The sequence below is a fragment of the Providencia sp. PROV024 genome, assembly GCF_032709665.1.
In the GTDB taxonomy this organism is placed as follows: Bacteria; Pseudomonadota; Gammaproteobacteria; order Enterobacterales; family Enterobacteriaceae; genus Providencia; species Providencia huashanensis.
The window spans coordinates 2,685,714-2,704,712 of record NZ_CP120545.1 but is presented as its reverse complement, the minus strand read 5'-3'; the positions used below and the strand labels follow the sequence as shown (position 1 = coordinate 2,704,712).

The 18,999-nt window shown below is 40.0% G+C and carries 19 protein-coding genes; 9 read left to right on the top strand and 10 right to left on the bottom strand.

What is annotated here, in order from left to right:
• The first annotated feature begins 4 nt into the window (after positions 1–4).
• Genes P3L56_RS12565 through P3L56_RS12550 form a run of 4 tightly spaced genes read left to right on the top strand, consistent with a single transcriptional unit; the run spans position 5 to position 4,939 of the window.
• Positions 5–781 (top strand): LamB/YcsF family protein, encoded by a 777-nt coding sequence (locus P3L56_RS12565; RefSeq protein ID WP_129466091.1) that lies wholly within the window; start codon positions 5–7, stop codon positions 779–781.
• Positions 781–1,587: a putative hydro-lyase gene (locus tag P3L56_RS12560; RefSeq protein WP_272686053.1), complete on the top strand. Its 807-nt coding sequence runs from the start codon at positions 781–783 to the stop codon at positions 1,585–1,587. The genes P3L56_RS12565 and P3L56_RS12560 overlap by 1 nt, the downstream gene beginning before the upstream one ends.
• Positions 1,588–1,596: 9 nt before the next feature.
• Positions 1,597–3,201: a 5-oxoprolinase/urea amidolyase family protein gene (locus P3L56_RS12555; protein ID WP_048607482.1), complete on the top strand. Its 1,605-nt coding sequence runs from the start codon at positions 1,597–1,599 to the stop codon at positions 3,199–3,201.
• Positions 3,179–4,939, top strand: a complete 1,761-nt coding sequence (locus P3L56_RS12550) for an acetyl/propionyl/methylcrotonyl-CoA carboxylase subunit alpha (RefSeq protein ID WP_395347330.1) — start codon at positions 3,179–3,181, stop codon at positions 4,937–4,939. The genes P3L56_RS12555 and P3L56_RS12550 overlap by 23 nt, the downstream gene beginning before the upstream one ends.
• A gap of 41 nt (positions 4,940–4,980) precedes the next feature.
• Here the strand turns inward: P3L56_RS12550 and P3L56_RS12545 are convergent, their stop codons facing one another.
• On the bottom strand, positions 4,981–5,250 hold the full coding sequence (locus P3L56_RS12545; RefSeq protein WP_048607480.1) for a hypothetical protein: 270 nt from the start codon (positions 5,248–5,250) through the stop codon (positions 4,981–4,983).
• 362 nt (positions 5,251–5,612) lie between these two features.
• Here P3L56_RS12545 and P3L56_RS12540 point away from each other — a divergent pair, with 362 nt between their 5' ends.
• Positions 5,613–6,155, top strand: coding sequence for a DUF924 family protein (locus P3L56_RS12540; protein WP_042844397.1), 543 nt, complete (start codon positions 5,613–5,615; stop codon positions 6,153–6,155).
• A 75-nt stretch (positions 6,156–6,230) separates the two neighbouring features.
• Here P3L56_RS12540 and P3L56_RS12535 read toward each other — a convergent pair whose 3' ends face one another.
• The 5 genes from P3L56_RS12535 to P3L56_RS12515 form a co-directional block, all read right to left on the bottom strand.
• A complete protein-coding gene (locus P3L56_RS12535; protein ID WP_042844396.1) occupies positions 6,231–6,824 on the bottom strand; it encodes a molecular chaperone in 594 nt (197 codons plus the stop codon).
• A gap of 257 nt (positions 6,825–7,081) precedes the next feature.
• Positions 7,082–7,858 carry a dimethyl sulfoxide reductase anchor subunit family protein gene (locus P3L56_RS12530; protein WP_042844395.1) on the bottom strand — a complete coding sequence of 259 codons (777 nt, stop codon included), beginning with the start codon at positions 7,856–7,858 and terminating at the stop codon, positions 7,082–7,084.
• A gap of 1 nt (position 7,859) precedes the next feature.
• Positions 7,860–8,477, bottom strand: coding sequence for a DMSO/selenate family reductase complex B subunit (locus P3L56_RS12525; RefSeq protein WP_042844394.1), 618 nt, complete (start codon positions 8,475–8,477; stop codon positions 7,860–7,862).
• An 11-nt stretch (positions 8,478–8,488) separates the two neighbouring features.
• A complete protein-coding gene (locus tag P3L56_RS12520) occupies positions 8,489–10,918 on the bottom strand; it encodes a DMSO/selenate family reductase complex A subunit (RefSeq protein ID WP_042844393.1) in 2,430 nt (809 codons plus the stop codon).
• Between the two features lie 300 nt (positions 10,919–11,218).
• Entirely contained in the window at positions 11,219–12,469 is a 1,251-nt protein-coding gene (locus P3L56_RS12515) for a mechanosensitive ion channel family protein (RefSeq protein WP_042844392.1), read from the bottom strand.
• Positions 12,470–12,800: 331 nt separating this feature from the next.
• On the opposite strand from P3L56_RS12515, the gene P3L56_RS12510 reads away from it, so the two are divergent.
• Together P3L56_RS12510 and P3L56_RS12505 are read left to right on the top strand one after the other, a co-directional pair.
• The gene (locus P3L56_RS12510; RefSeq protein ID WP_247605658.1) at positions 12,801–13,325 is read left to right on the top strand and encodes an anti-virulence regulator CigR family protein; all 525 of its coding nucleotides are present in this window, start codon (positions 12,801–12,803) and stop codon (positions 13,323–13,325) included.
• Positions 13,326–13,774: 449 nt separating this feature from the next.
• Positions 13,775–14,623: a D-amino-acid transaminase gene (locus P3L56_RS12505; protein ID WP_129466357.1), complete on the top strand. Its 849-nt coding sequence runs from the start codon at positions 13,775–13,777 to the stop codon at positions 14,621–14,623.
• Between the two features lie 26 nt (positions 14,624–14,649).
• Here the strand turns inward: P3L56_RS12505 and P3L56_RS12500 are convergent, their stop codons facing one another.
• The 3 genes from P3L56_RS12500 to P3L56_RS12490 form a co-directional block, all read right to left on the bottom strand.
• The gene (locus P3L56_RS12500) at positions 14,650–15,225 is read right to left on the bottom strand and encodes a cysteine hydrolase family protein (RefSeq protein ID WP_042844391.1); all 576 of its coding nucleotides are present in this window, start codon (positions 15,223–15,225) and stop codon (positions 14,650–14,652) included.
• Between the two features lie 94 nt (positions 15,226–15,319).
• Entirely contained in the window at positions 15,320–16,681 is a 1,362-nt protein-coding gene (locus P3L56_RS12495) for a sensor histidine kinase (RefSeq protein WP_048607474.1), read from the bottom strand.
• Positions 16,671–17,342: a response regulator gene (locus tag P3L56_RS12490; RefSeq protein ID WP_042844387.1), complete on the bottom strand. Its 672-nt coding sequence runs from the start codon at positions 17,340–17,342 to the stop codon at positions 16,671–16,673. The genes P3L56_RS12495 and P3L56_RS12490 overlap by 11 nt, the downstream gene beginning before the upstream one ends.
• Before the next feature lie 170 nt (positions 17,343–17,512).
• On the opposite strand from P3L56_RS12490, the gene P3L56_RS12485 reads away from it, so the two are divergent.
• Positions 17,513–17,755 carry a hypothetical protein gene (locus P3L56_RS12485; RefSeq protein WP_129466086.1) on the top strand — a complete coding sequence of 81 codons (243 nt, stop codon included), beginning with the start codon at positions 17,513–17,515 and terminating at the stop codon, positions 17,753–17,755.
• A gap of 207 nt (positions 17,756–17,962) precedes the next feature.
• Here P3L56_RS12485 and P3L56_RS12480 read toward each other — a convergent pair whose 3' ends face one another.
• Positions 17,963–18,220: a DinI-like family protein gene (locus P3L56_RS12480; protein WP_210831927.1), complete on the bottom strand. Its 258-nt coding sequence runs from the start codon at positions 18,218–18,220 to the stop codon at positions 17,963–17,965.
• 236 nt (positions 18,221–18,456) lie between these two features.
• On the opposite strand from P3L56_RS12480, the gene P3L56_RS12475 reads away from it, so the two are divergent.
• Positions 18,457–18,990, top strand: a complete 534-nt coding sequence (locus tag P3L56_RS12475; protein WP_129466085.1) for a GNAT family N-acetyltransferase — start codon at positions 18,457–18,459, stop codon at positions 18,988–18,990.
• The last annotated feature ends 9 nt before the right edge of the window (positions 18,991–18,999 follow it).

Below are 18,999 nucleotides of genomic sequence, written 5' to 3'. Positions count from 1 at the left end.
GATGATGAAAAAACAAATCGATTTAAACAGTGACCTCGGGGAAAGTTTTGGTCAATGGAGTATGGGGAATGATGCAGCGATCCTTCCCGTGGTTAGCAGTGCTAATGTTGCTTGTGGGTTCCATGCGGGGTCACCAGAAGGCATATTAAAAACACTGCAAGCGGCTCAAGATAATGGGGTTGTGGTCGGTGCTCATGTTGGTTATCCCGACTTAGTTGGTTTTGGTCGTCGTAATATGGATATTGCTACTGATGAATTAATGGCGGATGTTATTTACCAGATTGGCGCTCTGCAAGGGTTAGCTACTGCCGTTGGGACTCAAGTACGTTATGTTAAGCCCCATGGGGCACTGTATAACACGATTGCTCACGATAAGCGCCAAGCGATGGCTGTGATTAATGCAATGTTAGCTATTGATAATCAATTGATATTAGTCGCATTAGCGGGCTCACCATTGATTGTATGGGCAAGAGAAAGTGGGTTGAATGTGGTGGCTGAAGCCTTTGCGGATAGGGCTTATAACAGCGATGGCACGTTAGTTTCACGTCGATTAGAAGGCGCAGTTTTACATGACCCGCAATTAGTTGCACAACGCATGTTGCAACTGGTTAACGAAGGCGGGGTGATGTCAATTGATGGCCAATTTACTCCGATTGAAGCTGGGTCGATTTGTGTACATGGGGATAGCCCCGGTGCGTTAGAAATGGCACAGGAAGTACGTAATGTATTAGAAAATCAAGGCATTGAAATTCAGGGTTTTGTGCATAGAAGGGATAGCTAATGACGCAACTTATGAAGGCATCGCAACAAGCGATTGATGCGGCACGCGCCGCCAGAGAAGCTATTCGTAGTGGTTATGATAAACCAACAGCAGGGCTTGCCAGCGGAATGACACAAGCCAATATGATAGCCTTGCCCCGTGACTGGGCGTTCGATTTTTTATTATACGCACAGCGTAACCCTAAGAGTTGCCCAGTGCTAGATGTATGCGAAGCAGGGAGTTGGCAAACAAGCCTTGCAGACGGAGCTGATTTACGGACAGATATTCCACGTTACCGTGTTTGGGAAAATGGGCAGTTAGCTGCTGAAATTACAGATGCGACAGAGATTTATCAACAACATCCAGATTTAGTCACCTTTCTTATTGGTTGTAGCTTTACATTTGAAACGCCAATGATTGAGGCGGGTATTGATATACGGCATATCACTGATCAATCGAATGTCCCCATGTTTAAAACGAATCGATTATGTCGCCCCGCGGGGCGTTTGCAGAGGGAATTAGTTGTTTCAATGCGCCCAATCCCCGCTGACCGCATCGCGGATGCCGTGAGTATTACTGGGCGCTTTCCCGCGGTTCATGGAACGCCTGTTCATGTTGGTGCACCTGAGCAGCTTGGTATTCAGGATATTATGCGCCCTGATTTCGGTGATGCCGTCAGAATTGAAAAAGGGGAAATTCCGGTATTTTGGGCATGCGGAGTGACGCCACAAGCGGCAGTAATGAAGTCCGGTGTTCCTTTTGCTTTGAGTCATGCACCCGGTTATATGTTTATTACTGATGTTCCTGATGCTGCATATCATATATAGAGGTGCCCATTGCGATTTTTACCCGTCAATTTAAGTGCCTTCATGGTTGAATTGGATAGCCTTGAACAAACAATGGCACTGACAGACTCTTTAACAGAGATACCAATTCATGGGGTTGAAGAAATAATCCCCGCAGCGCGAACCATTTTAGTCCGCTATAACCCGTTTATTGCGGAAGAAGACAACTTGGTTAAATTGATTTCCTTGAGGGATATCACCAAAGCTAAAGCGAAGGCTAGCAAGCTTGTGACAATTCCTGTCCATTATAATGGGCAGGATTTACCTGATGTTGCCCAGTTCCTCGGTGTTTCTGTTGATGAGGTGATCCGGCGACACACACAAAATGAGTATCAAGTTGCTTTTAGCGGTTTTGCGCCGGGTTTTGGTTACATGGTTTCTAAGCATGCTCAGTTAAATGTCCCAAGGCGCCAATCACCTCGAGTGCGGATACCCGCAGGTTCAGTGGCTTTGGCTGGGGAGTTTAGTAGTGTTTATCCGCAAGCAAGCCCCGGGGGCTGGCAGTTAATTGGTGTAACCGAGTTATCAATGTGGGATATCAACCGCCCTGAACCAGCCTTAGTGCAGGCAGGGACTCGGGTCAACTTTGTTGATGCACAGAAAAGTCAGGTTAGTTATAGCTTACCCACAAAGAACCTAAGCATAGAGCAACCTGAAAATACGAAAGCAGACATAATCGTGTTGGCTACGGGTTTACAGACGTTATTCCAAGATTTAGGCCGAGTAGGCCAGTCGGCATTAGGGATTTCAGAATCCGGTGGTATGGACAAATCAGCACTACGTAGTGCTAATCGTATTGTGGGGAATTTATCTGACGCAGCGGTATTAGAAATTACTCAAGGTGGCTTTAAAGCTCAAATAAATAGAAATTTAGTTGTTGCTGTTACAGGCGCCTCCTGTGTGATTGAGGTGACAACCGCTAGCAATCAACAATATCAAGTTAATCCTTATCAACCTGTACATTTAATCAAAGGGGATGTGATTAAACTTGGGAGTCCAAATAAAGGTGTACGCAGTTATTTAGCTGTACGGGGTGGGTTTAATGTTAAACCTATTTTATCCAGTTGTTCATTCGACACTTTGGCACAGGTTGGTCCTGCGCCTCTTAGGGTTAATCAGGCACTAAGCATTAAGACAAGCTCACCGATATCAGCAGTTTCTTTATCAGAAACCCCTGCATTTGATTACCCAGATGCAGATGATGTTGTTGTGCTTGATGTAGTTTTAGGCCCTAGAACTGATTGGTTTACAGAGCAAGCCATTGATAAGCTAACAAATCAATTGTGGCAGGTAACAGCCGCATCAAATCGTATAGGTTTGCGTTTGTCAGGTGAGAAACCTTTTGAGCGTAAAAAATTACAAGAATTGCCGAGTGAGGGGACTTGTATAGGCGCTATCCAAGTTCCTGCGAATGGCCAGCCAGTTTTATTTTTAAATGACCATCCATTAACCGGGGGTTACCCAGTTATTGGGGCCGTATGTGAATATCATTTAGATTTAGCAGGGCAAATTCCTGTCAATGCAAGAATACGCTTTAATCCACTTGGTGAATTTAAAGAATTACATGGGAGTGATGGTACTGATGAACAAGAATAAAAAGACACACAAAGTATTGATTGCAAACCGAGGTGAAATCGCTGTGCGTATTATTCGTGCTTGCCGTGATTATGGTTTCCAGTCTGTTGCGGTGTATGCAGACAGCGATATTGATGCATTACACGTTAAAATGGCAGATGAGGCATATGGGCTAAACGGGAACTCACCTGCACAAAGTTACTTAAATATTGAAAAGTTAATTGAAGTCGCTCAGAAGTCAGGTGCGACGATGGTGCACCCAGGTTATGGCTTTTTGTCTGAGCGTGCGGAATTTGCCCGTGCGGTGAATGATGCGGGTTTAATATGGATAGGACCAAGTGCGGAGAGTATTGATATCTTAGGTGATAAGGTTCAGGCTCGCCATATTGCTATGCAAGTAGGAGCCCCACTGGTTGTGGGGACGAAAGACCCGGTTATTGATGCGCAGGAGGTAGTTAAATTTGCTCATCAACACGGTTTGCCTATCGCAATAAAAGCTGCGTTTGGTGGAGGTGGTCGAGGTCTCAAAGTCGCGTGGCAATTACATGAAGTTGAAGAACTTTATCATTCTGCTGTACGCGAAGCGGTTGCCGCTTTTGGGCGTGGTGAGTGTTTTATTGAACAGTTTTTGCATAACCCGCGCCACATTGAAGCACAGGTGATTGCAGATACACATGGTAATGTGCTGGTGGTGGGGACAAGGGATTGTTCATTGCAGCGTCGTAATCAAAAATTGGTCGAGGAATCACCCGCGCCATTTTTATCTGAGGAACAACAGCAACAAATTATTAAATCCTCAACAGATATTTGTCGTAAAGCTGGCTATGTTGGCGCAGGCACTGTTGAGTTTTTACTGAGTCAGGACGGGACGTTATCATTCTTAGAGGTGAATACTCGGCTACAAGTTGAGCATCCGGTAACTGAGGAAACGGCAGGGATTGATTTAGTGATTGAGCAATTACGTATTGCCGAAGGTTTACCTTTAAGTATTAATGAGACTCCGAAGCCTCGCGGTCATGCTTTTGAGTTCCGAATTAATGCGGAAGATGCAGGTAATGGTTTTTTGCCAACACCAGGGACAATTACAACTTTTGATGTTCCAACAGGGCCTGGAGTTCGTATTGATAGTGGTGTTGCTGCTGGTACGACGATCCCAGGGACATTTGATTCGTTAATGGCAAAACTGATAGTGGTGGGAAATACGCGAGAACAAGCTATTTCACGCGCCCGTCGCGCTTTAGCAGAGTTTAAGATTGAGGGGGTCGCATCGGTATTACCGTTCCACCGTGCGGTCATGGAACAAGCCGACTTTTGTGACCATTTTAATGTGCATACACGTTGGATTGAAACAGAATTTAGTGTGGAGATCCCCCCTGCAAAGCGCCAAATTCCATCTGCAAACCATCAATTGACTCGCACCTTTATTGAAATTGATGGCAAACGTTGTGAATTAGGCTTACCGGCGCAGTTAATGTCCGGCCTTACCGCAAATAGTGTGTCTCCAACTAATATGATACCACCTAACGGTGAGCTTCAAGCTGCTAGCAACCCTGATGCGGTGAATGCGCCTATCTCCGGTGTGTTGTTTAACTGGTTGATCCCTCAGGGGGACAATGTCGTAGAAGGGGATGTTATTGGCGTAATGGAAGCGATGAAAATGGAAGTGCAAATTATTGCTCATCGTACTGGAACGCTGAAATACCATGCAAATAAAGGTGAGTTTATTGAAGCGGAATCTCCAATTGCTGAAATTATCTAACATGTAATAGTTGTATGGCTTGGGCTGGAAAACGGCTCAAGCTAACGAGACTGGCGCTTAGGTAACGACCTTAATGGTGGGTGTGGTGCAGGAACCGCATGTTGTTCTTCAACGGCCATCTCTTCACTATCACGATAAACTTCACCGCAGAGAAAATAAAGGTTTGGTCGTTTTGATTCTAAGTATTTTTTTCGGCTGACACATTGCTCTTGTGTGAAAATGGTTTCAGTCACGGGCAATGCATCACATGAATCTGTGCCGCAAGGACTAACCCATAATGCCCAACCAATAAGTACCATATGTCCTGCCATTTACATTGCCTTCCTTAAATAAAACCAATATGAAACGCTGATGAGTTATTACGACTATTGAGTATCGGCGGCACCTGATTTACTCACACATTATAAGTGGAATTCTAACATTGAGTTAAATAAATGTATGTATTTAGACATGAAGAATGGCCATATTGACACTAAACAACAAATAGCCAGTGGTAAAAAATAACGGTTACAAAATTCACGAGTAGTCAGTGCATGATTTTTTAGTGATAGCACGCAAAGAAACAAAATAATTATCTGCAAATAGCCATTTTTAGAGCTCAAGCCTATTAATTAAAGTGATTTTTAACTAGGATTTAAATAACCTCTATTAAGAAAAGTGATAGGAATAAATTATGAATACCATGGAAGACGTGCTTTCCTTTTGGTTTGAGGAATCTACGCCCAAACAGTGGTTTGAGAAAAGTGCTAAATTTGATTTGGCGATAGCACAGCGTTTTTCGCAAATCTGTGAGCGTGCAGCTAAAGGTGAGTTGGCTTATTGGCGAGCGTCTATACGGGGGCGGTTAGCGGAAATCATTGTGTTGGACCAATTTTCACGTAATTTATGGCGCGATACGCCAAGGTCTTTTGCTCAAGATGGTATGGCATTAGCTTTAGCTCAAGAGGCGATTAAACAGCATGATTATAATTTGCTGACCTTATCACAACGTAAGTTTATTTTGATGCCTTATATGCATTCGGAATCTAGCTTTATTCATTTGCAGGCTGTTGAACTATTTCGCATGTTAGGTGATGACGCGACTCTGGATTATGAAATGCGCCACAAGGCTATTGTTGATAAATTCGGGCGTTACCCGCATCGCAATAACATTTTAGGCCGGGTATCAACACCAGAAGAAGTTGCATTTTTACAAGAACCTAACTCTTCATTTTAGAGGCACTTGAATAAATGCATTGCTAAATGGGCCCTCAGCTATCTATTGAGAAGCTCATTTAGCAACATTAATCATTTAGCGAAATAATTCAACTTTCGCGGGGGATAACCCTAATTCTTGTTGTAGTGATTTTAAATATATCTCAGTGATTTGGGCTAGGCATGGATAGAACAGTGTTTCTGTTTTGGACTGCTGAACGAGAGCTAAGTAACGGTACGCCCAAGGTAATAAATGTTGCTCAAATAATACCGTGATTGCGGCTTCTTGCCCTTGTTCTGCTAAAGCTGAAATTGCCATCATCATTAAACCAAATTGGTCTTCAGGCTCACGGACCCCAGTATCTGTAACTAACCCTTTGCTTTGTAAGAAATTACGATATTCTGCCGTTGATTCACCCATGACAGTATTGTCATGCTCTAAGTATACTGACCCCCATGGTGGAGCTGGCATACTACCTTGCCCTTCAAATAGGATTGAATAATCATAGCTAATTTCATCTGCTTGTATTGCTGATAATTTGGTGCAAAGTTCTTGTATTTGTTCTGCGTCTTGCCATGAATATAGGGTCGGGATTTCAGGTAACACGGGGAATAAGTTTTTTAAAGTTTCGGATTGGGGTGAATAATAGAAGCAAGCACCCAAAATGCGCAGTAATGTCGTATCAATCATTTTATATCCGTTAATTTATCCGTCATATTTTGAGCTACAGCAGTGTTGACTGCGCTCGTCTATTCAGGCCGCATACTAATGTATGCTTTCTCAGTTATATTCATTTGCCTCCTAGCTGTCATTCAAACTATTTAGGGTAAACGAGTTAAAGCACAATATATCTGGCAGCTTGAATTTAGTCAGGGCAATGAAATTAAAGTAAAGAACCCCAAATGGGGTTCTTTGATAAACAACTATAACATAGTAACAACAATAGGTTACATGGTGATTTGCCACAAGTTGTAGAACGCAATACGACCGGCAAGTTCAGCTAGTAATACTGCTGCTGCACAGGTGGCTAAAGTCGCTTTTGGTGCGCGTTGCTTTAAGGCCATACCAACGAAAGCCGCTAAGGCGATTGCCAGTACAACAACTTGAAATCCCCAAAAACCAGTTTGTTCACTACTCAGTGCCGGACCTGTTTCGGTTAAGAAAGCTTGGTAACTAGCTCGGCTTGCAAAAATAGCAAATGTACCGACCAGAAACGATGCAATACCTAAACCTCGAGCACCAATAACAATAGCTAACGCACCGCCACCGACTAACATGGTCATCCACATTTGTAAGGTGGTGTAGCCCGTATTCCAGTTAGCAATAGTTGCGATATTGTAGACTTGCGGGATTGACCAAACAAAAGCAAGCCCTGAGATCACCGCAGCAATATTTGCCAGCTCACGCAATAGCGTGTGCTTGAAAAATAAGGTGAAAAACAGTGTTGCGGCAGCACAACCAACAAAAACGCCACTTAAGAAGGCTTCATTACTCATTGGTGAGCGGCCAACGCCAAGCAGCATATTGAAGAAACGTAGGGGTTGCCCTACGTGTAACCCACCGATACCTAAGCCGATGATCATGATGATAAAGGCAATAATATTGGCTGTTTTTAATTGGTTATCGTCAATCGAACCCATTTTACGGCTTAAATAAGCAAGCAAGAAAAGCCCAGCGGCTGATTGTCCTAAGACAGTGAAAAAAACCAGTGGTAATTCATGCATTTTACACCTCCGCAGGGTTTTTTAGTTCGCCACTTTTATCGCCAAATGGCTTCGCATCTTTATGTGGCTTAATGACAATATTTGGGTTTGTTAGGCTAGGATCTGGCATTGGAGCAATACCACATTCAGTGCCATGTAGTTCACGTAGAACATTAATATCATCAAAATCTAAAGCACGCTGTGGGCAAGACTCAACACAAACGGGTTTCATTCCTTGTGCCACTCGTTCATAACATCCGTCACACTTGCTCATCAATTTTTTCTTTTCATCAAATTGCGGTGCACCATATGGACATCGCAATTCACAGTAGCGGCAACCAACACAAATTGATTGGTCAACAACGACTAAACCATCTTCTTCCCGTTTATGCATGGCGCCTGTTGGGCAACCCGCGACACACGTTGGGTTTGAGCAATGGTTACATGAAATAGAAAGATAGTAATTGAAAACGTTTTGCTGCCATATACCATCTTGTTTTTGCCAACTACCACCACCAAACTCATAAACACGACGGAATTTGGGGCCTAAATCTAAATCTTTTTCATCCTTACAACTGACTTGGCAAGTTTTACAGCCAGTGCATTTTGTGGAGTCAAAGTAAAAGCCATATTGTTTCATCATTTAACTCCTTAAGCGCGTTTAACTTCAACAAGGTTGGTATGTTGTGGCGTTCCTTTTGCAAGTGGCGAAGGAACATGTGAGGTTAGCGTGTTGATACAACCGCCTATATCTAACCCCTCATTATTGAGAGCTCGCCATGCACCTTGTGGAACAGCGATAACACCGGGTAATACACGCTCTGTAACTTTCACTTTGATTTGAATACGACCACGGTCATTAAAAATTTCAGCAATATCACCATTGTTCAATCCACGTTGTTGTGCATCGATTGGGTTAAGCCAAAATTGGTGAGGAATCGCTTCACGCAGCATGGCAACGTTATAATAAGACGAATGCACATGGCCTTTATCGTGGAAGCCAGTCATTAATAACGTATGTTTTTGTTGCGCTGCTTGTGCTTCAACGCCTTCTTTATTCACACAATATTCTGGAATTGCAGGAATACGCTGACCTTCTGGTAATTCCCAGTTTTTCACACGTTCAGCTAATTGTTCCGAGTAGATTTCGACTTTACCTGACGGTGTTTTCAACGGGTTGTTTATTGGGTCTTCACGGAATTTCTGTAATGCGACATTTTCTGCACTATTCAGGAATTTACGGTCGATGATACCCGCACCATCGGTTTCACTGAACTCAGGTAAATGCGGCATTTTTTCACGCGTTTTGTTATAGCAGAACTCAATCCACTGTGCGTATGTACGCCCTTCGGTAAATTGTTCTTTAACGCCCATTTTTTCAGCGATTTCAGCTAGGACATCATAGTTAGGGCGGTTTTCCCATAGTGGCTCAATCGCATTTTGTAGGCGAACTAAGTAATGGTAGGCCCCACTTGCATAGGAGTTATTTATCAAATCGTTAGTTTCAACGGTTGTTACATCCGGTAATAGCAAGTCTGCATATTTTGCTGATGGGGTGTCATGGTTATCCCAAACTAAAATGAATTCACATTTTGATTCATCTGCAAGAATTTCATGGGTTTTGTTTAAATCACCATGTTGGTTACCAATCACATTACTTGAGTAACACCACATAAACTTGATGTCGTTATTTAATTTATCGACACCTTTGATACCTGCGTTTTCAGCCGTAAGCTCTTTACCCCTTACAATGGCTTCAGACCACATATAAGTTGGGATCAGTGCCTTGACTGGGTTAGGTAAGCCAAAACCCGCTACAGGATATGCATAGCTATTACCCCATAAACCAGTATTGGTACCTGCACGACCGATATTGCCAGACATTAGCGGTAACATCATAATTGAGCGACAGGCTTGCTCACCATTTTCGGTGCGTTGTAAGCCCCAACCTTGTGAAATCCATGCGTGATTAGCATTACCAATTTCGCGAGCAAGTTGTTTTATCCGCGCGACTGAAATTCCAGTCAGTTTGCTCGCCCATTCTGGCGTTTTAGCTATTCCGTCAGGGCCATTACCTAAAATATAATCTTTGTAAGATGCATTGCGTGGCGCAGAAGCGGGTAATGTAGATTCATCCCAGCCAACACAGTATTTATTTAGGAACTCTTCATCCGTTAGCCCTTCTTGGATCATTACATAGCCCAATGAAGCAACTAATGCCGCATCAGTCCCCGGGTAAATAGGGACCCACTCAGCGCCAAGTGTTGTCACACTATCGGTGCGGCGAGGGTCAATAATAATCACTTTTGCTTTGCTTTTGTCCAAGGCATTTAGCGTTTCATAGAATTGACCACCACCTGACATACGAGTTTCTGCAAGGTTATGACCAAACATGACAACTAAATCTGAGTTTTGGATCTCAGATAAATAAGACTCTTCAATGCCGCCATACACATAAGGAGTAATTTCCATTAATTGAGCGTATGAATAAGTCCCATAGTCACCTAAGAAGCCACCCGTTAAACTTAATAAACGTTTACACGCTGCACGCCCGTGCAAGTTCGCCCCTGTAGAGCCGGAGCCATACTGATAATAGATGGCATCACTACCATACTTATCAATGGTATATTTCAACTTCTCAGCGATGATGGTAGTGGCTTCATCCCATGTGATTTTTTTGAATTTCCCTTCACCACGTTTACCAACGCGTACCATTGGGTATTTTAAACGATCAGGGTTATAGGTTTTCCAACGAACTGAGCGACCGCGTAAGCATGGACGAATTTGGTGTTCGCCTAAGGTAGAGTCGTCATACATGGTCTCATTTGAGATACGGCTGATAACACCATCTTTAACATGAACCTTTAATGGACAACGGCTACCACAGTTAACTAAGCATGCGCTATAGCTGATTTTTTCGCTGACTTCGTCAGGCATAATTGCTGGTGCTTTTGCTTGTGCAGCAAAGGGAAGGGTGATTGAGCCAGCAACTGCGGCGACACCCGCAACTGTTGCAGAGGTTTGTATAAACTCCCTCCTGCTCAGTTCTCCAAATTGAGTATTTTTTTTAATTTTATGCATTGACATTGCCTATATGTAAATAACAACATTACTATCTTGTTTTATATGTTAAAAAAAGTTTCTGCTGAGTTACATGACTTACATCAATGTTACCCCTGATAAGTAAAATGTATTTATATAATTTATAAGGCTTTTTTCTGTCAAGAAGAGGGTGGTAGTTCTGTTTTAATTAACTATCGCTATATTTGATTTTATATAATGGTAGGAGGGGAAAGCAGGCAAAAGAGGGATTTCTCCCTCTTTAAATTACTACTTTAGTTGTAGATAAATAAGAAATATTAACTAATCACTAAGTGTTAACTATTTTTCTGTAGATTTACCTATCATTCTAACATCATTTCCGGTAGGTGATTGATGTACCGCTAAATTAAATTGTGGCAGGATAGAAAATATATGGTCAAAGATATCGGACTGAATTCGTTCATACTCGACCCATACCGTTGTATTGGTAAATGCATATATTTCTATTGGTACACCATTTGAATCTGACTCAAGTTGCCTAACCATAATCGTCATATTTTTATGAATATTCGGATGGGATTTCAAATAGGCTTCAATATAAGCACGGAAAGTCCCAATATTGGTTAACTTACGTTGGTTCAATGGGATAGCTTTATCATCAGGAATATTAGAATTATAAATTTGAATTTCTGATATCTTTTTATCGAGATAAGGCTCAAGTAAATTGGCTTTAATGAACAGCTCTGTTTCATCAGGTTGTAAAAAATGCACGCTGTTGGCATCTAATCGGACACTACGCTTAATACGGCGGCCACCTGAATCTGTCATTCCTTTCCAGTTTTTGAACGAATCGGAAATGAGAGCATAAGTTGGGATTGTTGTAACGGTATTATCCCAGTTTTGTACTTTCACAGTCGTTAAACCAATATCGATGACTGCACCATCAGCGCCATATTTAGGCATTTCTAACCAATCACCAATGTTCACCATATTATTGGCTGAAAGTTGTATCCCTGCGACTAAACCCATTATAGGGTCTTTAAAGACTAACATCATGACCGCAGTCATTGCCCCAAGGCCACTTAAAATAATTAGCGGAGATTTGCCAATTAATAGGGCGATGATCATGATACCAATTAGAATAGAAGCAATTAGCTTAATACTTTGGAATATGCCCCGAAGTGGCAGGTGGGCTGTTCTTGCAGCCCGCTGCAATACACCGAGGATAATATCAAGAATAGAGTAAAGCGTTAATAAACCAAATAATAAACACCACGCCTGTGAACCGACTTTAAGAACAGCTTGTGCCGTTGAACCAGGATGCAACCATAAAGTTGCTTGGATATTGACGACCACCCCTTGAATAACAAACGCAAAGCGATTGAAAAGGTTATGTTGAGTAATTAAGTGAGGCCAACTACCTGCAAATTTTTGCCCACGCTTTTCTAACCGTGGAAGTAATAGCTTATGCAAGATAAGGTGTAATACACAGGCAACTATGAGAATTAACCCGAGCACCATGAGTAAAGAGGCGAGGTTAGCATAATCTTGGTTGAATTGACGTACCCAGTCTAGCAGTTGCTGCTGCATGTTTTCTCCTTCTATGTCGTTCTGTGATATGTTCCGCTATAAATTCTTTTTTAATCGATAAACCTTATCATATGTATAGTAAAATTTCATCATTGGTAATATTAAACACTGTCCTAATTTTCATAAGTAGTATTAAGTATGAGTAAATGTATTACTGAATATAAGGGCTAAAGGGCATCAATTATAAATGAAGGTATTCTGTAAGTTAGGTGAATGGATAACATTTACATAACATTACTTACGATAAGCATTATCTGATTGTGGTGGTTCATTACTAAGCATAATGTTCTATAAATTACACGACGTAGGTCTAATTCTGTAGGAGCTTGTTATGAACACATTTAAATTGAAAAAATCGACATGTTTGTTTCTCTTGCAGTTCATCTTATTGCCTGCGGTCTTTATTACGCCATTAGCAGCTAACTCATCCCCGAATGGTAATCAGGGACAAGGGAATGGTAATCATGGCGCCGGAAATGGCAAGGGACATCAGAAAATCCATGGTAATAATAAAGGGGCTCATGTCCAAGCAAAAAATAATGCTAAATCCAATAAATATTATGACAAGCAAAGAAATGCTAATGTTAATTTTACCGTGAGTTTTGGTAACGTTAGGCCTTTAGCAATTGAATATGGTTTAACCGGATATCAAGGTTTACCACCGGGTATTGCTAAACAAGTTAGTCGGGGGAAACCACTTCCTCCAGGTATTGCTAAGAAATCACTACCAGCGGGTTTCACCTCTCAATTACCAGTGTATGTAGGTTATGAATGGAAAATAAGTGGAAGAGACTTGCTTCTTGTTGCGGTCGGAACAGCAATAGTCGCGGAAGTTATTGAAAATGTTTTTGAATAAAAAAACGACCTTGATTTCAAGGTCGTTATGCAAAAACTATGCAAAAACTATGCAAATTAACGCTAATGATGAGGTAAATAAACGGTTCGGTTGATTAAAAAATAAGTTACATAAAACGTTTTGACAGCAATTCAACAACTTCTTGTACACTACTGATAAATTCTTTAATGCTATTCATCATTGACTCCGAATATGAAAATGTGATCCAGATCACTTAAGGCTATTTTAGCTTTCAGCGTGTTAATGTCAAGGTGATGTATAAAATATATTTTAATTTTTAAACATATTTTTAAGCTGAAATGGCGTAAATGGGTTCAAGTGTATTTGCCTGCAAACCTACGAGAAATAATCATACAAAAATGAAATATGTGAAGGGATAAAAAGCATTAATTTCAATATGGTGTATGGTTAATCTTATAAAAGATAAAAGTTGATTGATAAAGGAATCTATCTCAATGATTACTTATGTTAACGGTCAGTTCTTACCTGAAGAACAAGCGTCTGTATCGGTTTTTGACCGGGGGTTTCTCTTCGCAGATGCCGTGTATGAAGTGACGGCCATTATCAATGGTAAGCTAATTGATTTTGAACATCACATGGCTCGTTTACAGCGCTCATGCAAGGAGCTACAACTTTTAATGCCTTGTAGCGTAGCGGAGTTAAAACAGATTCATTTGCAGTTAATTCAACAAAATAGCTTACAAGAAGGGCTTATTTATTTACAACTGACTCGTGGTAATGCAAAAGTACGTGATTTTTTATATCCAGAGACAGGTACTAAGCCAACCTTAGTATTATTCGCACAACAGATGAATATTATTGATAGCGTAAAAGCTAAGACTGGAATTAAAGTGGTCACAGTGGAAGATATTCGTTGGCAACGTTGTGATATTAAAACGGTTTCATTGCTTGCGGCGTCAATGGCAAAAGAATTTGCTAGGCAGCAAGGCGCTGATGATGCTGTTTTTATTAAAGATGGTTATATTACAGAAGGAAGTTCTAGTAATTGTTTTATTGTGAATCGTGATAATCAACTACAAACTCGAGGCTTGAGTAATATAATTTTACCTGGAATTACTCGCCGGGCTGTTATTGAACTTGCTGGGGAGCAGGGAATAGAGCTTATTGAAAAGGCTTTTACACTAGATGATATGTTAGCAGCAAAAGAGGTATTTATTACTTCAGCGACAACATTAGTTTGGCCTATTGTAAAAGTAAACAATCAAGTTATTGGTAAAGGTGAGCCGGGAGAAATTGCAATCCGGCTACGTGAAATTTACCTACAAAAAACCCAATAAAATAAGCAGATATGGAGGTGGATTGATTATTTTATTTGCATAAATTCTTTAACAGAAGAAATCGATATCAATCCTTCTAATGCCTCAAGACTTTGCTCATGAAGCTCAGGTGTTGGGGCTGCGCATAAGTCTTCTAAAACTGTGACATAGTAACCTAAGTCATGAGCTTGTCTGGCACTACTTTGAATCGCTTTTACTGTACTGACTCCGCCAATAAATAGCTGTGTAATGTTATTATCCGTTAGCCATTTATTTAGCTGGTTACCAGCAAATGCGGATACACCTTTTTTAATCATTACTAGGTCGCGAAAATGAACTTCTAAGTCATTTACCCAATTACAGCCATTTTCACTTAATTTTAGAGCGCCTATGTTTTTAGCGTGCTGAAACATGGGGGAGCCGGCAGGTATATCATGGTAATTATCCGCAAAGCCAACTTTAACCCAAATAATCGGGATATTATGATTACGTGCATGGTTTGCTGCTTGGTTTGCTTTTTCGACTATTTTACGAGATTGAGTTTGTTGATAACTTGAGTTAGATAAGCCATTTTTACCAATTATTTCTTCGATAAGATCAATAATTATTAATGCATTGGACATTATTGCCTCTTTATATTGTAAGTATATTAACTTAAAGAGGCTATTGTAAAGGTTAAGTAGAAGCTATGCTGTTAAGTCAATAACATAATTGGATTTAGGGTAAGTCAATAATAAACCCGATACCCTTATCTTCTAATCCATCCGTCACTCTAATCACTGCGCCTATTTTTGTTGCTAAGTTATGGGCTATGGATAAGCCTAACCCACTCCCAATTTCCATTGTTCCCGGTACTCGATAGAAACGGGAAAAAATAAGCTGTCGACTTTCTTCGGGAATGCCGCGTCCATTATCTTGAACTAAAATAGTGGCACCAAAAGGAGTAAGGTCTTTTAGGGTAACTTTTATTTTCCCATCTTTAGGACAATATTTAATCGCATTTTCAATCAGGTTAGTAAAAATATTACTCAAAGCAAGCTTGTCGGTGAGTATATTAAAGGAATCAGAGCTTTGAAGCTCGACATCAATATTTTTGTTAATAGCATAAGGTACATGAGTGGCAATTAAGTTACTGATGAGCATAGGTAGGTCGATATTTTCTTTATTTAATAAGAAATCCTCAGTCTCTAAACGGGCAAGGTCAATTAGTTGATGGGAAAGTGACGCTGCACGATTTAATGTTTCTTGCATGTCATTAATAATTTCTTCTTTTTCTTTCGGATGGTCGATCTGCATTAATAAGTGTAATTGGGCGATAACGGCTGCAATCGGAGTACGCAATTCATGAGCAGCATCTGCCATAAAGCGTTTTTCTCGTTGGTTTGCGGCATCAACACGTGCCATTAAATTATTAATAGCAGCAATAATAGGGCGAATTTCTTTGTATTGTTCTTTGGTTTCTATCGGCGTTAAATTACCGGGCTGACGGCTAGAAATAAGTTTTGCGGATTGCCTTAAAGGACGCAGGCTAAAATATGCGGTAATTAACATAGCAAGTAGCATGATCCCTAAAATAAAAGCGAGTGGAATAGCCGTGCCTTCAGCAGGAGTACCTAACAAAGATTTTCTATCACTATAAGATTCAGCAATGACGATTTCAAACGTGTTATTTTTATTCCATGCAGAGGTAAAATGCCAATCTTTATGTAAAGCCGTTAGTTCGGCTACTGATTTAAGAGATGGGACAAGCAGTTTATCGTTATTGCGATAATAAACATTTCCTTGTTTATCCCTTACTAACATGAATGGGCGATAGCTTATATCATCCCCATTTTCCATGGCTTCCATATATAAGGCTTGTAAGCTATCAGCTATTTCATTGAATTGTTCAGGGTCATCGGAAACCACGCTGAGTGTTCTAGCGAAACCTTGTGTAATTATATTTTGTTGTTCATTTAATTCGTCATGAATAGCTGGCCAATAATAAAATTGTAACCAGCCAACTAATAACAACCATAAAAAAATGACAGAGGTAATTTGTAAACCGAATGTATAAATAAAAAATGATTTAACCTTCATGGCTGTACTTCTTTTTTAATAAGTAACCAATACCTCGGATAGTAATAATACGCTCTTTTCCTATTTTACGGCGCAGATTATGAATATGAACCTCTAAGGAGTTGCTTTCTATATCATCTACACCAAATAGACGTTGCTCTAAGTCGACTTTTCTAACAACGTTATCGGCATTTCTTATTAATTCATACAATAGTAAATATTCTTTACCAGATAGAAAAAGTAATTGACCGTTAAGTGAAACTTGGTGATTAACTGGATTTAATTGTAGGTTATCTAATTGCCATATTTCAGACGAAAACCCAGCCATACGGCGGCTAACTGCTTTAACTCGAGAAATAAGCTCTGGCATTGCAAATGGTTTCGTCAAAAAATCGTCCGCCCCTGAATCTAAACTGGAAACCAAATTATCCATTTGATTTCTAGCCGTTAGAATAATAATTGGGATAGATTCCCCCGCATTACGCCATGCAATTAACTCCTGATGACCATCACCATCTGGCAAGCCTAAATCTAATAACATCAAATCAAAATTCCGAGAAGCGAGTTGTTGCTTTGCATCAGCCAGTAGCCGTACCCAACATGGATTGAATCCAGCAAGTTCCAGCCCTCGGCAAAGCGCCTTCCCCAGTTGGAGATCGTCTTCTACTAAAAGGATATTCATTTTATCACCTCTGCTTACAAGTATAAGCATTCAAACACTGACAAACAACATATCTAACTCTTGGCTTAACTAGATTTAAGCTTATCTTAAGGATAGTTTAACCGCTCTTTAAGGTATAAAAAAATAGTCTGTTTATGATTATCCTACATACTAAGAATAAGGGCATTAAAATGAAAAAAACCTTATATGGAGTAGCAATATTCATTGTAATTATCCTGATAACATTGACTTTTATTACTAAAGATTATAATAAAATGCCAGTTGTAAGTATTTCAAATCTAGCGATAAGTGAGATCTCAACTTGTACAGAACTAAAAAAATGTATTTCTCAAATTAAGATTGCAGATAATAAAAAAGATAAAACAAGTTTATTAAAAGTTATTAAGGATTTTTTAAGGAAAAAAATTTACTAATAATAAATGAATGTGATTACGGTATGAATGGGGCTCATGCTAAATACTGGGATAGGGCGTTATAACTTAATTGGAATATAGGCAAAAAGTAGGTTAACAGGCCAATGATTGGGATAAATAGCTTAACAAGCTTTAGTACGAATTTTAGCTTTATAAAAATAAAGGAATGAGTTAGTAGTAAACAGCATTCCTTTATTTAGGTACCGATTATTCTGTACTTTCTTCGGGAACCCAGCCGTCATCCATCCAAATTTCCTCCAATATTTCTTCAATACGAGTTTTATCCTCCGATATTTTTGTACCTGAAATATTTACACGTTGTTGAGAGCTAAAGCCAACTCGAGTGACCATATCTGGGTACTGATTCTGTAGTTTACGTAAGATCTCAGACTCAAGAGCATGTAAAACAGTTGAACTTGGTTTCTGTGGTGCATTTTTATCAAATAACACTTCAATCCGTAACATAATGACCTCTAGTAAGGACTGTATTAATATACAGTATTTTTAAATGTATCAGTGTGAAAAGTCAATATCGATAAGTAAATATTTTATTGGTAAAAATAGAGTCAGAATAATATTAATATAAAACAAAAAGTTAATGTTACTTCTTTCGCTGCTTAGGGCAATAAACGGGTTGTCAGGCAACAAAAAATCCGTATTCTTAAGAAAAAACAGGGTTTATTAAAGTGAGTTTAGTCTAAATGTTACGATCTAGCCGTATGTCGAGGGAAAATATTGAGGAAATAAATGCCATTAATCAACTTTATGATAAGGCATTTCCTTTGTACGAACAGAGAAGTTATCAAGGGCGTAAAGCAGTATTAGGCCAAGATGACTATTACTTATATTACTTTGCTAATAGCTCTATTTTTGTTGGTTTTATAGGTTGCTGGAAAATTAATGATTATTTCTATATTGAGCACTTTGCTATTTCCGCAGAATTAAGAGGGCAAGGATATGGTCAAAAAGTATTGAAACAATTTTGCGGGAATGTAGGTAAAGTTATTCTTGAAATTGACCCTGTAATTGATGAGATAAGCAAAAAAAGGCTCAATTTTTATCAACATTGCGGGTTTCAACGAAATCGATACTCGCATACTCATCCAAGCTATTACCCAGAAAATAAGCCTCATCAGCTCGAAGTATTAAGTTATCCTAGCGCCATTAGTGATGACGCATATCGGCTTTTTGCTCATCAGTTACAACAGACGATTATGGATAATTCGTTGTTATAATAAGGGTAC